General features: G+C 33.4%; 11 protein-coding genes, 1 tRNA gene and 1 pseudogene. 7 read left to right on the plus strand and 6 right to left on the minus strand.

Going from position 1 to position 14,980, the window contains the following annotated elements; translation table 11 throughout:
* Positions 1–414: 414 nt before the first annotated feature.
* Entirely contained in the window at positions 415–2,529 is a 2,115-nt protein-coding gene (locus B0A66_RS20915; protein ID WP_089051798.1) for a glutamine--tRNA ligase/YqeY domain fusion protein, read from the minus strand.
* Positions 2,530–2,636: 107 nt separating this feature from the next.
* Here B0A66_RS20915 and folB point away from each other — a divergent pair, with 107 nt between their 5' ends.
* Together folB and B0A66_RS23005 are read left to right on the plus strand one after the other, a co-directional pair.
* A complete protein-coding gene (gene folB, locus B0A66_RS20920) occupies positions 2,637–2,996 on the plus strand; it encodes a dihydroneopterin aldolase (RefSeq protein ID WP_089051799.1) in 360 nt (119 codons plus the stop codon).
* Between the two features lie 93 nt (positions 2,997–3,089).
* Positions 3,090–3,160 (plus strand) — tRNA-Cys (locus B0A66_RS23005).
* A gap of 727 nt (positions 3,161–3,887) precedes the next feature.
* Here B0A66_RS23005 and B0A66_RS20925 read toward each other — a convergent pair.
* From B0A66_RS20925 to rnr, 3 genes are read right to left on the minus strand one after another with little or no spacing between them, the layout of a single operon-like run.
* Positions 3,888–4,568 (minus strand): LysE family translocator, encoded by a 681-nt coding sequence (locus tag B0A66_RS20925; RefSeq protein WP_089051800.1) that lies wholly within the window; start codon positions 4,566–4,568, stop codon positions 3,888–3,890.
* A gap of 13 nt (positions 4,569–4,581) precedes the next feature.
* Positions 4,582–5,250 (minus strand): head GIN domain-containing protein, encoded by a 669-nt coding sequence (locus tag B0A66_RS20930; protein ID WP_089051801.1) that lies wholly within the window; start codon positions 5,248–5,250, stop codon positions 4,582–4,584.
* A gap of 24 nt (positions 5,251–5,274) precedes the next feature.
* On the minus strand, positions 5,275–7,455 hold the full coding sequence (rnr, locus tag B0A66_RS20935) for a ribonuclease R (RefSeq protein WP_089051802.1): 2,181 nt from the start codon (positions 7,453–7,455) through the stop codon (positions 5,275–5,277).
* A 105-nt stretch (positions 7,456–7,560) separates the two neighbouring features.
* On the opposite strand from rnr, the gene B0A66_RS20940 reads away from it, so the two are divergent.
* The 3 genes from B0A66_RS20940 to B0A66_RS20950 all read left to right on the plus strand — a co-directional run bounded on the left by B0A66_RS20940 (position 7,561) and on the right by B0A66_RS20950 (position 10,421).
* Positions 7,561–7,794, plus strand: a complete 234-nt coding sequence (locus B0A66_RS20940) for a putative signal transducing protein (protein WP_089051803.1) — start codon at positions 7,561–7,563, stop codon at positions 7,792–7,794.
* An 854-nt stretch (positions 7,795–8,648) separates the two neighbouring features.
* On the plus strand, positions 8,649–9,080 hold the full coding sequence (gene rpiB, locus B0A66_RS20945) for a ribose 5-phosphate isomerase B (RefSeq protein WP_089051804.1): 432 nt from the start codon (positions 8,649–8,651) through the stop codon (positions 9,078–9,080).
* A 198-nt stretch (positions 9,081–9,278) separates the two neighbouring features.
* Positions 9,279–10,421, plus strand: coding sequence for an ATP-binding protein (locus tag B0A66_RS20950; protein WP_089051805.1), 1,143 nt, complete (start codon positions 9,279–9,281; stop codon positions 10,419–10,421).
* On the opposite strand, the gene B0A66_RS20955 is transcribed toward B0A66_RS20950, so the two are convergent.
* Positions 10,404–10,673: a DUF1294 domain-containing protein gene (locus B0A66_RS20955; RefSeq protein ID WP_089051806.1), complete on the minus strand. Its 270-nt coding sequence runs from the start codon at positions 10,671–10,673 to the stop codon at positions 10,404–10,406. The genes B0A66_RS20950 and B0A66_RS20955 overlap by 18 nt on opposite strands.
* Positions 10,674–10,751: 78 nt before the next feature.
* Here B0A66_RS20955 and B0A66_RS20960 point away from each other — a divergent pair, with 78 nt between their 5' ends.
* Complete coding sequence (locus B0A66_RS20960; protein ID WP_089051807.1) at positions 10,752–11,570, plus strand: BRO family protein; 819 nt, start codon at positions 10,752–10,754, stop codon at positions 11,568–11,570.
* Between the two features lie 122 nt (positions 11,571–11,692).
* Positions 11,693–13,816, plus strand: a complete 2,124-nt coding sequence (locus B0A66_RS20965) for a Tex family protein (protein WP_089051808.1) — start codon at positions 11,693–11,695, stop codon at positions 13,814–13,816.
* Between the two features lie 87 nt (positions 13,817–13,903).
* Here the strand turns inward: B0A66_RS20965 and B0A66_RS20970 are convergent.
* A pseudogene (locus tag B0A66_RS20970) lies at positions 13,904–14,980 on the minus strand (fibrobacter succinogenes major paralogous domain-containing protein); the annotation flags it as partial.

Here is a 14,980-nt window from a genome sequence, read left to right on the forward strand (position 1 = left end):
TTTTAATTATTAAAAACTATAAAATTTAAATAATCAATTACTAAAAACAATAATAATTTAAAACAATGTAAAAATAAAATTCAATCTTTAAAATTGATTTTATATACAAAAATAAGTTTCTTTTAAAAGTGAATTCTATTACTCATCTTGTAGTATCAACTTTATTAACAATACACTGTTAATAAGCTAAATAACAGCTTAAAATAAGCTCTAAAACTAAAATAAAAGCTTTTAATAAACGATAATTAGAAAGATGATAAATCATATCACTTAATTTTATAATCACCTTAAATTAAATTTATGAAGGTCACTTTTAATCTAAAAAATCTATAATTTTTAATAATTACATAGAAAATATAAATAATAAGAAAAGCGCTTATAAAAAGCGCTTTCTAATAGTTTTTAATGATATTATTACTTTACCATCTCTGCAAGAATTTCGATTTCTCGTTCTGAAGCATTTTTTAAAGGATTCGAATGTAATTTCAAAATTTCCTCTTCAAATTGACTTTTTACACTTTCATTTTCTAAATCTCTTAAATTTAAAAGTGCTTTTGATCGAACGTAAGTTGACTCACTTCTAAGTGACATTGTATACAGTTTTTTAATATCTTCTTCTTCAAAATCAGCTGATTTTAGAATTGAATATTTCAAAATAAACTGAGCAAATAACAATGAACCCTTGTTATTGTTGATATTCTTCTTTAATGAATTTTGCAATAATGAAAAGCTGGAAACATTTTTGATGCTCTTCCCTATTGCACTTTCAATAGCAATACGCTCTGGTTTGCTTTCAACTTTAAAATATTTATTGATATCTTTTAAAGAATTATTAATGCTGTTTTCTTCTTTTTTCCCCTTCTCTTCCCAAGCATCTTTTAATCCAACAGTTTTATTAAATACTAGTTTTGAAGCAGTTGAGTCTTTATCAACAGTAAAATAACCTAAACGTTGAAACTGAAATTTATCTTCATTTTGAGCTGTAGCTAAACTTGGTTCTACAAATCCTTTGATGATTTCTAACGAATTTGGATTGACAAAATCTAAGAAATTTTTCTCTTTATAACTGTCCGGAGCTTCATCTGTAAACAAACGATCGTACATACGAACTTCAGCTTCAACTGCATGTTGTATCGAAACCCAATGTAAGGTTCCGGATACTTTTCTCTGACTTGCTTCTGTTCCACTTCCGCTTAAAGAATCAGTATCGTAGGTTACGTGAATTTCTGTAATATTTCCTTCAGCATCTTTTATAACACTTTCTCCTTTAATGATATACGCATTTTTTAGACGTACTTCTTTTCCTAAAGTCAAACGGAAAAACTTAGCAGGAGCTTCTTCTAAAAAGTCCTCTCTTTCAATGTATAATTCACGTGAAAAAGGTACTTTTCTATAACCTGCACTTTCATCTTCCTGATTGTTTTCTGCTTCTAACCACTCCTCTTTTCCTTCAGGATAATTTGTAATTACCAATTTTACAGGATCTAAAACAGCCATTACACGAGGTGCAATTTTGTTCAAATCTTCGCGAATACAGAACTCTAAAACAGATACATTTATTAAATTATCACGCTTTGCAATACCAATTGTATTGGCAAAATTGCGCAATGAAACTGCTGTATAACCACGTCTTCTTAATCCTGAAATAGTTGACATTCTTGGATCGTCCCAGCCGTTAACATGCTTTTCTTTAACTAGTTGCTGTAATTTTCTTTTACTAACAACGGTATGTGAAAGGTTACGTCTGGCAAATTCTCTTTGCTTTGGACGCAACTTATTTTCATCTAAAATCTGATCTAAAAACCAATCGTATAATTCACGATGTGGTAAGAATTCCAATGTGCAAAAAGAGTGCGAAATTTGTTCTAAATAATCACTTTGTCCGTGTGCCCAATCGTACATTGGATAAATTTTCCATGCATCTCCGGTTCTATGATGATGTTTGTGCAAAATTCTATACATGATAGGATCACGCATCAACATATTAGTTGATTTCATGTCTATTTTAGCACGAAGAATGTGAGTACCAGCCTCAAATTCACCGTTTTTCATTCTTTCAAACAAATCTAAGTTTTCTTGAACAGAACGGTTTCTATACGGACTATCTGTTCCCACTGTAGATGGAGTTCCTTTTTGAATGGCCATATCTTCAGAAGACTGGCTATCAACATAGGCTTTATCTTTCTTTATTAACAAAACAGCCCAATCGTAAAGTTGTTGAAAATAATCAGAAGCATAACGTTCTTCTGCCCAGGTATAACCCAGCCACTCTACATCTTTTTTAATTGCATCAACAAATTCCTGCTCTTCTTTTTCAGGGTTCGTATCATCAAAACGTAAATTTACAGGAGATTGATAATCAATTCCTAAACCAAAATTTAAGGCAATCGAACTCGCATGCCCAATGTGTAAATAACCATTTGGTTCCGGTGGAAAACGAAAATGAAGTTCATTTTTTGATAGACCTGATTTTAAATCTTCTTCTATAATTTGTTCAATAAAATTGAGTGATTTCTCTTCTGATGCCATTATTTTATAGTAATTTTAGCAAAGATAAAAAAAAGGTTTCAGGTTTCAGATTTAAAGTTATGTAACTGGCGTTAAACCTGAAACTTTAAACTTGAAACAATAAACAAATGGGAGTTATAAAACTAAAAAACATTCGTACTTTCTCTTACCACGGATGTTTAATTGAAGAAGCAAAAATAGGATCTGATTATACTGTCGATCTAAAAATTAAAACAAATTTGCAGGAATCAGCACAAACAGATCAATTAGGAGACACCGTTGATTATGTACATTTGAATAAAATTGTTGCTGAAGAAATGGCTATTCGTTCGCATTTATTAGAGCATGTAGCGAAAAGAATCAATATTCGTGTGCTTGCTGAAATAAAAAGTGTAGAAAAAACTACAGTTTGGGTTTCTAAAATAAACCCTCCTATTGGTGGTGATGTTGAATCAGTTACAATAAAAATGACCGAAAAAAGAGCTTAATAACTAAAATAAAAACATTTATTTTTTAAAATAGTTACTTTTAAACTTTTGAAATTTAAAGATTTTAGTTACTTTTGCCATCCGTTCAACTACGGCGTCGTGGCCGAGCGGCTAGGCTGGGCTCTGCAAAAGCTCCTACTCCGGTTCGAATCCGGACGATGCCTCTAAAAGAGATACAGAAATGTATCTCTTTTTTTTTTGCTTAATTTTTAGAAAAAATTATATAAAGAGAACGGTTCGAATCCGAACGTTGACTCTAAAAGAGATACAGAAATGTATCTCTTTTTTTTGCTTAATTTTTAGAAAAAATTATATAAAGAGAACGGTTCGAATCCGAACGTTGACTCTAAAAGAGATACAGAAATGTATCTCTTTTTTTTGTGTTTAATTTTTAAGAAAAATTATATAAAGAGAACGGTTCGAATCCGAACGTTGACTCTAAAAGAGATACAGAAATGTGTCTCTTTTTTTTGTGTTTAATTTTTAGGAAAAATTATATAAAGAAAGCAGTTCGAATCCGAACAATACTTGTAAAAGAGATACAGAAATGTGTCTCTTTTTTTGTGTTTAATTTTTAGAAAAAATTATATAAACAAAATGGTTCGGAATCCAGACGATGCTTATAAAATCTCTAAAGAAATTTAGAGGTTTTTTTATGCCACAATCTTGTCATTTCGACGAAAGGAGACTCGAGCGAAAGCGAACATACGAAGTAAATCTTCGTTAGAAACTCGACAAAGATTGGCAATACTTTACGGAGCTACTTGCGAGGATTTCTCCTTTCGTCGAAATGAAATACTAGAGTGTGGAATAACTAAAAATAAATTCGTGAATTCGTGGCGAATAAAATTATATCCAGTAAAGTTTTAAACAGACAATAAACCAGAAACCTTATTTCTTCTCAATCTTCTGAAAGGCATTTCTAACCATTTCTTTTTCTTTTGGAAACCAACCCTGAGTTATTAACACCAGTCCAAAAACCATTAAAACGATACTAATTCCTTTTTTGATTTTTGATATGTTTCTTGGTGTCATTTTTGATTTTAACTGCTTGGCTAATACTATTTTAATGCAATCTACAAGCAAGTAGGTAATGATAACAGAGATAAAAAACGTTAACATTCTTGAGTTTTGCATTTCTAATTTTGGTCCTACTGAAATAATTACAGCCAGCCAGAAACCTAATACTCCAATGTTAATAACATTGAGTAAAAATCCCTTAATGAACAAACTTCCGTAGTTTCTTTTTATAATATCACGGTCAATTTCATCGTCATCTATCTTTTCTTCATTACGCAATCTTATGAACGAAATAACGCCATAAGCAAGCATGATAATACCACCAAAAATAAACAAAGCCGGTTTGTCTTTTAAACTCTGAATGAGTCTGTAACTTCCTAAGTAGGCAATACCTATAAAAAAGATATCTCCTAAAATTACACCCAGATCAAAAACCATTGCAGCTCTGAAACCTTTTGTAATACTAGTCTCAAGTAATATGAAAAATACCGGACCAACCATAAAACTTAAAAATAATCCCCACGGCAGTCCAGCCAAAATATCATTTATCATTCAAATTCAATTTTTATTTTACCTCTTCAATTTTACCTCCAAAAACCGTTTTCTGATTAATTTGCTTCGGTTTTCCATAAATGTAAATAGAGCCTCCTGCGCTTACTTTTGCATCGACTAGTGTATCAGCATTCACATCTGCTTTTCCTCCCGCAGAAACGCTTACCTGCGTTTGAGAGGTACTTAGTTTACTTGCTAAAAGAAAACCACCTGCGCCAAGACGTGCATCCTGATTCGAAGCTTTACCGGTTAACGTAATTTCTCCTCCGGAAACAGAACTAACATTTAGCTTATCAACATCTAAATCAACATTGATTTTTCCGCCTTCCTGAGCACTTACTTTAAAAACAGTTGCTTTGATAACATCACTACTGGTAACAATAGCTCCTTCATTAACATCTATAAGCTCAATACGTTTGTAATACACTGTTATATCTAAATCATTTCCTGATAAAAGCTTTGGAAAAGGCATTCTTAATTTTAATAATCCCTTCTTATTAACAACTTCTACTTCAGATTCACGTGTTCCTTTTATAACAATCTTATTTTCTGATGATTGTACTAATTTTACACTTAACTTATCAAAGACTTTAACCGAATCAAAATCACCTAAATCTTTGGTAACCTGACCAAAAGACATCTGAACAAATAAAATTGCAGCTCCTATAATTAACTTTTTCATAATTTCTTTTTTTTAATTTAACCTCTACTCTGCTCTTCGTAAAAAATTGAAATCCAGTTGTTTCTTCACTAAATCGGCATTTTTTACTTTTACATAAATTTCATCTCCTAGTTGTAAAATACTATTGGATGTTGCTCCAACTAAAGCGTATTGCTTTTCGTCGAAAGTATAATAATCATCTTTTATTTCTCTGATTCTCACCATTCCCTCACATTTGTTAGAAACGATTTCAACATAGATTCCCCATTCTGTAACACCTGAAATAACACCAAGAAACTCTTCGTCCTGATGATCCTGCATGTATTTAACCTGCATGTATTTGATGCTGTCACGTTCAGCATTAGTTGCTAAACTTTCCATATTCGAACAATGCAAACATTTCGTTTCATACACTTCTTCGTCTACAGATGTTCCGTTATCCAGATAATATTGCAGCAAACGATGTACCATTACGTCAGGATAACGACGAATTGGCGAAGTAAAATGACTGTAATAATCGAAAGCTAAACCATAATGACCAATGTTCTCTGTAGAATATTTGGCTTTACTCATACTTCTAATAGCAAGAGTATCAATTAAGTTTTGCTCTTTCTTACCGTTTACTTCTTCCATCAAAGCATTCAATGATTTCGAAATATCGCCTTTGTTTCTGAAATCTATTTTATAACCAAACTTCGCAATTACAGTTTGCATTGCAATTAATTTGTCTTCGTTTGGTTCATCGTGAATTCTGTACACAAATGTTTTCTTTTGTTTACCAATGTATTCCGCCACTTTTCTGTTAGCTAAAAGCATAAATTCTTCAATAAGATGATTGGCATCTTTAGAAACTTTAAAATAAACACCTTCCGGTTCTCCTTCGGCATCTAAATTGAATTTTACTTCGACTTTGTCAAAAGAAATAGCACCGTTTGCCATTCTCTTCTTTCTTAAAATTTTTGCTAATTCATCTAATTTTAGGGTTGCCTGCGTTATTTCATCTGAAACAACATAAGATGCTCCTGTAATGGAAACATCAATCGGAATTGTACTGTCTTTGGTTTCAATGATGTATTGCGCTTCTTCATACGCAAAACGCTGATCAGAATAAATTACTGTTCTACCAAACCATTGGTTGATAACTTGTGCACTTTCTGAAACTTCAAAAATAGCAGAGAATGTATATTTCTCTTCATTCGGACGTAATGAACACGCAAAATTAGATAAAACTTCCGGAAGCATTGGTACTACTCTGTCTACCAAATAAACCGAAGTAGCTCTTTGATACGCTTCATCATCCAGAATGGTTCCTTCTTCTAGATAATACGAAACATCGGCAATGTGTATTCCGATTTCGTAATTACCATTTTCTAACTTTTTGAAGGACAACGCATCATCAAAATCTTTTGCATCTTTTGGATCTATCGTAAACGTAAGCGTATCACGCATATCACGACGTTTTGCAATTTCCGCTTCTTGAATTGTAGTATCTATTTTTTGTGCAAAGACCTCTACTTCTACCGGAAAATCGGATGGCAAACCATATTCAGCCAAAATAGCGTGAATCTCTGTATTGTGTTCTCCTGGTTTTCCTAAAACTTTAATTACGGATCCAAACGGACTATCGGCTCTTTTTGGCCAATCTTCAATCGTAACTAAAACAACATCACCATTTTCTGCCTCACCCATTTTATCTTTTGGGATAAAAATATCAGTATACATTTTTGGATTCGCTGTTGCCACAAAAGCAAAATTAGGCTGAATGTCGATAACACCAACAAATTCTGTTTTGTTTCTTTCGATAACTTCAATTACTTCGCCTTCAGGTCTTTTTCCTTTTCTTCGATTGTAAACATAAACCTTTACTTTGTCTTTATCCAAAGCACGATTCAGATTATTGGTCGGGATAAAAACATCTTCTGCAAAATCAGGACAAATGAAATACGCCGTTTTTCTACTCGTCATATCAATTGTTCCTTCGTAATAATCCTGACTTTCAGCTTTCACTAAATACTTACCAGGCTCTGCTTCTATTATTTTTTTTGAAGCAGCCAGAATTTTTAAATCTTTTATTATCTGATTTCTGCTTTTTGTATCATCAACTTCTAACTTTGCACCTATCTGCTTATAATTTAACGATTTATTAGGGCTTTGCGATAAAATCTTTAGTATTTTTCCAGAGAAATCTTTCTCATTTTTTATCGGTTTTCTAATCTTCTTACTCATATATCTTTTCTTAAAAGTTTAAAATTACAAATAAGATATCAGATTATAGATTTTAACAAATAAATTATTAAAAATATAACTTCTCATCATAACTAAAATAACGCAATGGAAAGCTTCAAAACGATCGCCATATTCAATTATCTGCACGAAACAGTCGTTCTCAAACATTTACTGGAACAAGAAGGAATTCCGTATTACCTGGAAAACGAAATGACACTTTCTGTGGCTCCGTTTTACACCACGGCGCTCGGTGGCATTAGGCTGAGAGTTCATCCCAACGATTTCGAACAAGTGCAGCACATTCTTGACACTCTCAATAATCCGCTAAACATTGTTTGACAGTTTTCGTTACTTTTTAATTTTTTTTCTTTTTCAAATTTCAAAGTTGTCAACATATATTAAATACAACAAAAAAGAAATTTTAAATTTAATTAAATTTTGTTGGTTATTATAGTGTGTTAATATGTGATATAAATTTATTTTTAAATGTATTGAAATGAAGTTTTACTTACTTATTGGGAGTTATCAACATACTTATATTTGGTTAAACGTTTCGTTTTTAAGCTTTTTTGAATTTTAATTAACAGTGGTTAACAACCCAAAATGAATTCATTTTGTAGATAACTTGATAACTCGATTTGTGTTGAAAATAGCATTTTTGATATTGATAACTTTTCTAAAAATTCATCAAACTTTATTAGGTTTTTAATTTCCAGTTTTGGATTAGCTTTTTTTTCGATTCCACCAAAAAAAACTTCTTATTTTCTATCCGAACTTATGAACAAAAGATGTTAATTTAAAGTTAACTGAATATCAATGAATTAGCTTTTACTATTAACAACCCAAAATTTTAACAAATTTATTGCGTTTTATATATTGATTATGAACTACTTACAGAGTTGTTAATAATGTTAATAACTGTTAAGTTTTTGATATCATGATAGTTATAATCTTGTATTTGTTTCTCCTATTTTGTTGCTAATTTAGTAATTATTGTTTGGTATACATTAAGTATGATTCGCCACGAATTCACGAATTTATTTTTTAAAATCTATGCGTAAAGAATTAGAGAACATTCGTGAATTCGTGGCAAATTTAGTAGAGATTAAAAATTAATACTTTGTCTAATTATTCGTGGTGAACCATTTAATAATTAAGTAAATTTGCGGTACACAACTTAATAGTATTAAAAAATGAAGATTTCAATAGGAAACGACCACGCAGGACCAGAGTATAAAAAAGCAATTGTTGCAATGCTTAAAGCAAAAGGATATGAAGTAACAAATTATGGTACAGATTCTGAAGATTCTGTTGACTATCCTGATTTTGGACATCCTGTTGCTAATGATGTGTCTGAAGGTAAGGCAGATTATGGTATTGTGATCTGCGGAAGCGGAAACGGAATTGCCATGACGGTAAACAAGCATCCAAAAGTAAGAGCCGGTTTATGCTGGACTAAAGAAATTGCGTATTTAACACGTTTACACAACGATGCTAACATTGTGAGCATTCCGGCGCGCTTTACTTCGATTCCGCAAGCGGTTGAAATAGTTGAAACTTTTTTGAATACGGCATTCGAAGGTGGAAGACACCAAAACAGAGTGAATAAAATCGCGTGTGAATAGAAAGTAAAAAAAAAACGGGTGCTACGCACCTAATAAACATAATAAGCCGGGCGGATTTTTAAATCTATCCGGTTTTTTTATTTAAAATAATAATAAATTGGTCATCGTACTGACTGAATTAATGTTAATTTGATCATTCAATTGACTGAATTAACGTTTTTTAATTATCTTTGAAAGTAATTCTAAACTAATTATAGAATGAAAAAATACTTAAAAAGAGCTGTAATTCAAGACTTTAAAAAGAAGATAATAGCTAATAAAGTCCTTATTTTATTAGGAGCAAGGCGTGTTGGTAAAACCGAATTAATTAAAAACTATTTAAAAGAAATTCCATCTGAAAGTTATCTAAAGCTTAATGGAGAAGATATTAATGATATTAATTTACTTAGAGAGCGTTCTGTTAATAATTATAAAAGACTTTTAAAAGGTATTGATTTATTAGTAATTGATGAAGCTCAAAATGTTCCTGAAATTGGTCTGATTCTTAAATTGATTGTTGACGAAATCGAAGGAATCAAAATTATAGTAACCGGTTCTTCAATGTTTGATTTGAGTAATAAGTTGGGAGAACCATTAGTGGGAAGAAAAAATACTATTTATTTATTTCCACTAGCACAAATCGAATTTTCTGAAGTTGAAAGTTATAAACAAACTATTGATAATTTAGAAGAGAGATTGCTTTTTGGAGGTTATCCGGAGTTAATTCAATATGAAAATTGGGAGGATAAAAAAGAATATTTGTTTGAAATTATAAATTCGTATTTATTAAAAGACATTTTAGTTTTTGAAGGTATTAAACATGCTGATAAAATTTATGATTTGTTGCGATTAGTATCTTATCAAATTGGTAAAGAAGTTTCAATACAGGAATTGGCAAATCAATTACAACTTTCAAAAAATACGGTTTCAAATTATCTGGATCTATTATCGAAAGTATTTATTCTCTTTAAAATTGAGGGCTTTAGCAGAAATCTTAGAAAAGAAATTGTAAAATCAAGTCGTTGGTATTTTTATGATAATGGTATCCGAAATGCCATTATTAACAATTTTAATACATTAGATTCAAGGAATGATATTGGTGATTTATGGGAAAATTATTTAGCCTATGAACGAATAAAAAAACAGAATTACATGAAAATAAAAACTAATAATTATTTCTGGAGAACTTATGACCAGCAAGAACTGGATTGGTTAGAAGAAATAGGAGATCAATTAGAAGGATTTGAATTTAAATGGAATGAAAATAAAAAAACAAAAATTCCAGCTGCATTTACAAAAGGATATCCGGAAGCTGGTTTTGCTATTATAAACAAAACTAATTATCTAGATTTTATCAGTTAATTTAAGATAAACCAGCGCGATCTGAAGCAATAAAATCATCGAAAATTTCACAATAAATGATGTTTTACTCGTTTTATGTGTAAAGAGTAACATTGCTGTTAATAACCCAATCGAACCGCCAACAAAAGCGACTGTAAACAGGGTATTTTCCGGAATTCGACGTTTACGTTTAATAGCCATACGTTTATCGTAACCAGCCAGAATAAAGCACATACTATTTACTAAAAAAAAATACAGTAATAAAACGTTCATTGGGTTTAAATTAAAAACAAAGGTATTATTTTAGTTGTCAAAATGAAGGAGAGGATATAATAATGTAATTGATAATAAATGAGTCCAGTACAATTATTTGAACAGAAAAAAATAAGAAGTCATTACGATATTGAAAAGGAAATTTGGTATTTCTCAGTAATTGATGTTATTGAGATTTTGACAGGTACAGATCGACCTAGAAAATATTGGGGAGATTTAAAAAATAAACTTTTAAAAGAGGGAAGTCAACTGTCCGATAAAATCGGACAGTTGAAAATGGAAGCAGCAGATGGAAAGAAGCGACTTACAGATGTGGCAGATACAGAACAACTTTTACGTTTAATTCAATCTATTCCTTCTCCTAAAGCAGAACCTTTTAAGCAATGGCTGGCAAAGGTTGGTTATGAGCGAATACAAGAATTGGCAGATCCGGCTCAAAGTTTAGATCGTGCCCGTGAAAATTGGCAAAATTTGGGACGGAGCGAAAAATGGATTCAACAAAGAATGACAGGACAGGAGACTCGCAATAAACTGACAGATTACTGGAAAGAATCCGGAGTTGAAAAAAAGGATGAATTTGCAATGTTAACAAATATAATTCATCAGGAATGGACTGGTTTATCTGTAAAAAATCATAAGCAAGTAAAAGGATTAAAATCTCAAAATTTAAGAGATCATATGTCGGAAGCGGAACTAATTTTTACTGCTTTAGCAGAACTTTCGACAAGGCAAATTGCAGAAAGCGATGAAGCAAAAGGACTTTTAGAAAATGCGAAAGCAAGTAAAAAGGGAGGGGCCATTGCTAAAAATGCCCGAATAGCTTTAGAAGACAAAACAGGCAAAAGTGTAGTAACAGGAGAAAATTTTTTGCCTCCGGGTCAAAAAAAGATAAAGTAAATGGAATGCTCTTATTATAAAGATTTATTTTAATTTTAAAGAGTTTTAAACCATAATATAATTAAAAAACATTGCAAAAATTGTAAAACACTTTGCATCTTTGCGATTCAAATAAAATAAGAATGACTAGTATTCAATTCATTGCCAAGTCTGTGCCAACCGCAGCGATTAACATTCAAAACACGGTAAAATTATTAGAGGAAGATTGTACGATTCCGTTTATTTCGCGTTACCGAAAAGATACGACCGGAAATCTGGATGAAGTTCAGATTGAGCTGATTGCAAAACTTCATAAGGAATATGAAGCCATTGTAAAACGTAAAGAAGCGGTGCTGAAATCGATTGAAGAGCAAAAAGCACTGACGCCGGAATTGAAGCAGAAGATTGAGCAAAGTTTTGATTTACAGGAGATAGAGGATTTTTATCTTCCGTACAAAAAGAAGAAAAAAACAAAGGCCGATGTCGCACGTGAATTTGGATTAGAACCTTTGGCTAAAATCATCATGTCTGAAAATGATGTTGATATCGATTTTATTTCGACACAATATCTTAATGATAATGTAATTAATGAAGAAGCCGCAATGCAGGGCGCACGTGATATCGTTGCGGAATGGATCAACGAGAATATTTATGTTCGTAAACAGTTAAGAAGGCTGTACCAGCGTAAAGCGACCATTGGTACAAAAGTGGTAAAAAAGAAAAGCGAGGAAGAGGCAGCACAAAAATTCAGTCAGTATTTTGATTGGGAAGAACCGTTGACCAAAGCGCCTTCACACCGTTTACTGGCGATGCTTCGTGCAGAAAATGAAGGATTTGTGAAGCTGAAAGTTGATGTTGATATCGACGAAGCCTACGATGTAATTGATGAAATCATCATTAAAAAACAAAACAGCACAACGGCACATTTGCAATTGGCGATTGAAGACAGTTACAAGCGTTTATTAAATCCTGCAATTGGGAATGAAACCTTACAGGAAGCCAAAGCGAAGGCCGATGCGAATTCGATTCAGGTTTTTGCGAACAATTTAGGGCAGCTGCTATTGGCGCCGCCATTGGGAGAAAAAAGAATTCTGGCGATAGATCCCGGATTTAGAAGTGGTTGTAAGGTAGTTTGCCTGGATGAAAAAGGAGATTTGCTGTACAACGAAACCATTTATCCGCATGCCCCGCAAAATGAGGAAGCCATGGCGATCAAAAAAATCCGTTCGATGGTGAATGCGTATCAAATTGATGCTATTTCGATAGGAAACGGAACCGCTTCGAGAGAAACAGAATTTTTCATCAAAAAAATCGCCTTCGATAAACCGTTGCAGGTTTTTATCGTTTCAGAGGCGGGAGCTTCGGTATATTCGGCATCTAAAATTGCGCGCGAAGAGTTTCCTAATTATGATGTTACGGTTCGTGGATCGGTTTCTATTGGGAGACGCCTTTCGGATCCGTTGGCAGAGCTGGTAAAAATTGATCCGAAAGCCATTGGAGTAGGGCAGTACCAGCACGACGTAGACCAGACTAAACTAAAAGAAGAATTAGATAATACCGTAATTCGCTGTGTAAACTCGGTTGGAATTAACATCAATACAGCAAGTAAACATCTGTTGAGTTATGTGAGTGGAATAGGGGAGAAACTTGCCGAAAACATTGTACAGTACCGTTCTGAAAATGGCCCGTTTGAAGATCGAAAACAGCTAAAAAAAGTGCCTCGTCTGGGAGACAAAGCCTATCAGCAGGGCGCGGCGTTTATTAGAATTTCGAATGCTAAAAACCCGCTGGATAATTCGGCCGTGCATCCTGAAGCGTATCCGGTTGTAGAGAAAATGGCGAAAGACCTGAAACTTTCGGTTAACGACTTAATCGCGAACAAAGAAAAAACAGCCTTGATTAAGGCAGAAAACTATGTTACCAAAGAAATTGGTCTGCTTACGCTGAAAGACATTATAAAAGAGCTCGAAAAACCGGGCTTAGACCCCAGAAAATCTGCTAAGGTTTTTGAATTTGATGCGAATGTAAAATCGATTAAAGATTTGAGAACGGGCATGATTTTACCCGGAATTGTGAATAACATTACCAATTTTGGCTGTTTTGTTGACATTGGAATCAAAGAAAGCGGACTGGTTCATATTTCGCAGCTCAAAGCAGGCTTTGTAAGCGATGTAAACGAAGTGGTAAAACTGCACCAGCATGTTGATGTAAAAGTTACCGAAGTCGATGAAGACAGAAAAAGAATTCAATTGACAATGGTGTTGTAACCTTTATAAACACAAAATCCCAAACGACACCCGTTTGGGATTTTTGTTTTATAAATTATTTTAAAAACGGAATAAACTGCTTTTTTGTTAGTCTTTGATGCAGCGTATACTCATACCTTGTGCTGGAGAAGAAGTACCGGGGTTAGCATTATTAGCAAATACATATATAATAGAAAATTGTGAAGTTATTGCCCTAGTATTACTTGTCCAATATGCACCACTCTGTCCAACTCCATGATAGGTTCCATCTACACTTCGAAAGCCAGGCACTGGTAATTTTAGTACCGAATTGTAAGCAGTTGCTCTATCAGTTATGTTTGATCGAGCAACTTCGTCATCCCATTCTGTTTTTGTAGGTAACCGAAAGCCAGAAGGACAGGGATTATTAATACCATTTACGCCTTGCCATAAATTATAATTAGTAGGTGAACGCCAATTAAAAGGTGATGTTATTGCCATTATATAATTGCCATGTCCTGGAGAATCTGTTCTTGCTATAGTAGGAGTAGTAGGAGAGTTTAATTTTTCATGACCATCAGTACCACGTCCCCATTGATACAAATCCCCATATTGGGTAGCATCCGTCATAGAGGTTGCCGGAGCTGTAGCGCCAAGATTATAAGCCATCCAAATTTTTCCTGATCCCCCTACAACAGTTGGAATTTCTGTTGTTCTTGTAAAACTACAGCTGTTGGGACTGGTGTTTAAAGCAAAGGTATGATTTCCTGCTGCAACGGGTGTACCTGCTGCATGAAGTACGATATCATGATTGCCTGCAGAAGTAAAATTACCTCTGGCACTAAAGGTTACACCGTTTTCGGTAGCACTAATGTCGTAACTTCCGGGAACAGAAACCGTAGCAGTAATGGTTTGGCTTACGCCGGATACAGGAACACCTGCTTCCATAGTACCCGTTGTGAGCGTATTGCAGGCATAAGCGGTTACAGTGGCGACACCATTATCGCCACAGGCATTGTACCATCCGGAAGGATTATACCATTCCAGACAATTTTTGGTGGTATTAAAAATGGTTAAACCTTCTGCGGGGTTGCTAATCGCATCTCTTTCTATTGTTGTTAAGCGAGGGGGCAGAAACCCTTTGTGTTTGCTCGCGAGTTCTAAAACCGCTGAGGCATCAGGATTGGGAATTCCGATCCCGACCTG

Origin of the sequence: Flavobacterium hercynium, from assembly GCF_002217285.1 — a bacterium.
GTDB classification, from domain to species: domain Bacteria; phylum Bacteroidota; class Bacteroidia; order Flavobacteriales; family Flavobacteriaceae; genus Flavobacterium; species Flavobacterium hercynium.

What these genes read in the sequence shown, in the direction of transcription:
- B0A66_RS20950 (WP_089051805.1), top strand. Translation starts at nt 9,279, where the DNA reads ATGAAAAAATACTTAAAAAGAGCTGTAATTCAAGACTTTAAAAAGAAG.
- folB (WP_089051799.1), top strand. Translation starts at nt 2,637, where the DNA reads ATGGGAGTTATAAAACTAAAAAACATTCGTACTTTCTCTTACCACGGA.
- B0A66_RS20955 (WP_089051806.1), bottom strand. Translation starts at nt 10,673, where the DNA reads ATGAACGTTTTATTACTGTATTTTTTTTTAGTAAATAGTATGTGCTTT.
- rnr (WP_089051802.1), bottom strand. Translation starts at nt 7,455, where the DNA reads ATGAGTAAGAAGATTAGAAAACCGATAAAAAATGAGAAAGATTTCTCT.
- B0A66_RS20965 (WP_089051808.1), top strand. Translation starts at nt 11,693, where the DNA reads ATGACTAGTATTCAATTCATTGCCAAGTCTGTGCCAACCGCAGCGATT.
- B0A66_RS20925 (WP_089051800.1), bottom strand. Translation starts at nt 4,568, where the DNA reads ATGATAAATGATATTTTGGCTGGACTGCCGTGGGGATTATTTTTAAGT.
- B0A66_RS20960 (WP_089051807.1), top strand. Translation starts at nt 10,752, where the DNA reads ATGAGTCCAGTACAATTATTTGAACAGAAAAAAATAAGAAGTCATTAC.
- B0A66_RS20930 (WP_089051801.1), bottom strand. Translation starts at nt 5,250, where the DNA reads ATGAAAAAGTTAATTATAGGAGCTGCAATTTTATTTGTTCAGATGTCT.
- B0A66_RS20915 (WP_089051798.1), bottom strand. Translation starts at nt 2,529, where the DNA reads ATGGCATCAGAAGAGAAATCACTCAATTTTATTGAACAAATTATAGAA.
- rpiB (WP_089051804.1), top strand. Translation starts at nt 8,649, where the DNA reads ATGAAGATTTCAATAGGAAACGACCACGCAGGACCAGAGTATAAAAAA.
- B0A66_RS20940 (WP_089051803.1), top strand. Translation starts at nt 7,561, where the DNA reads ATGGAAAGCTTCAAAACGATCGCCATATTCAATTATCTGCACGAAACA.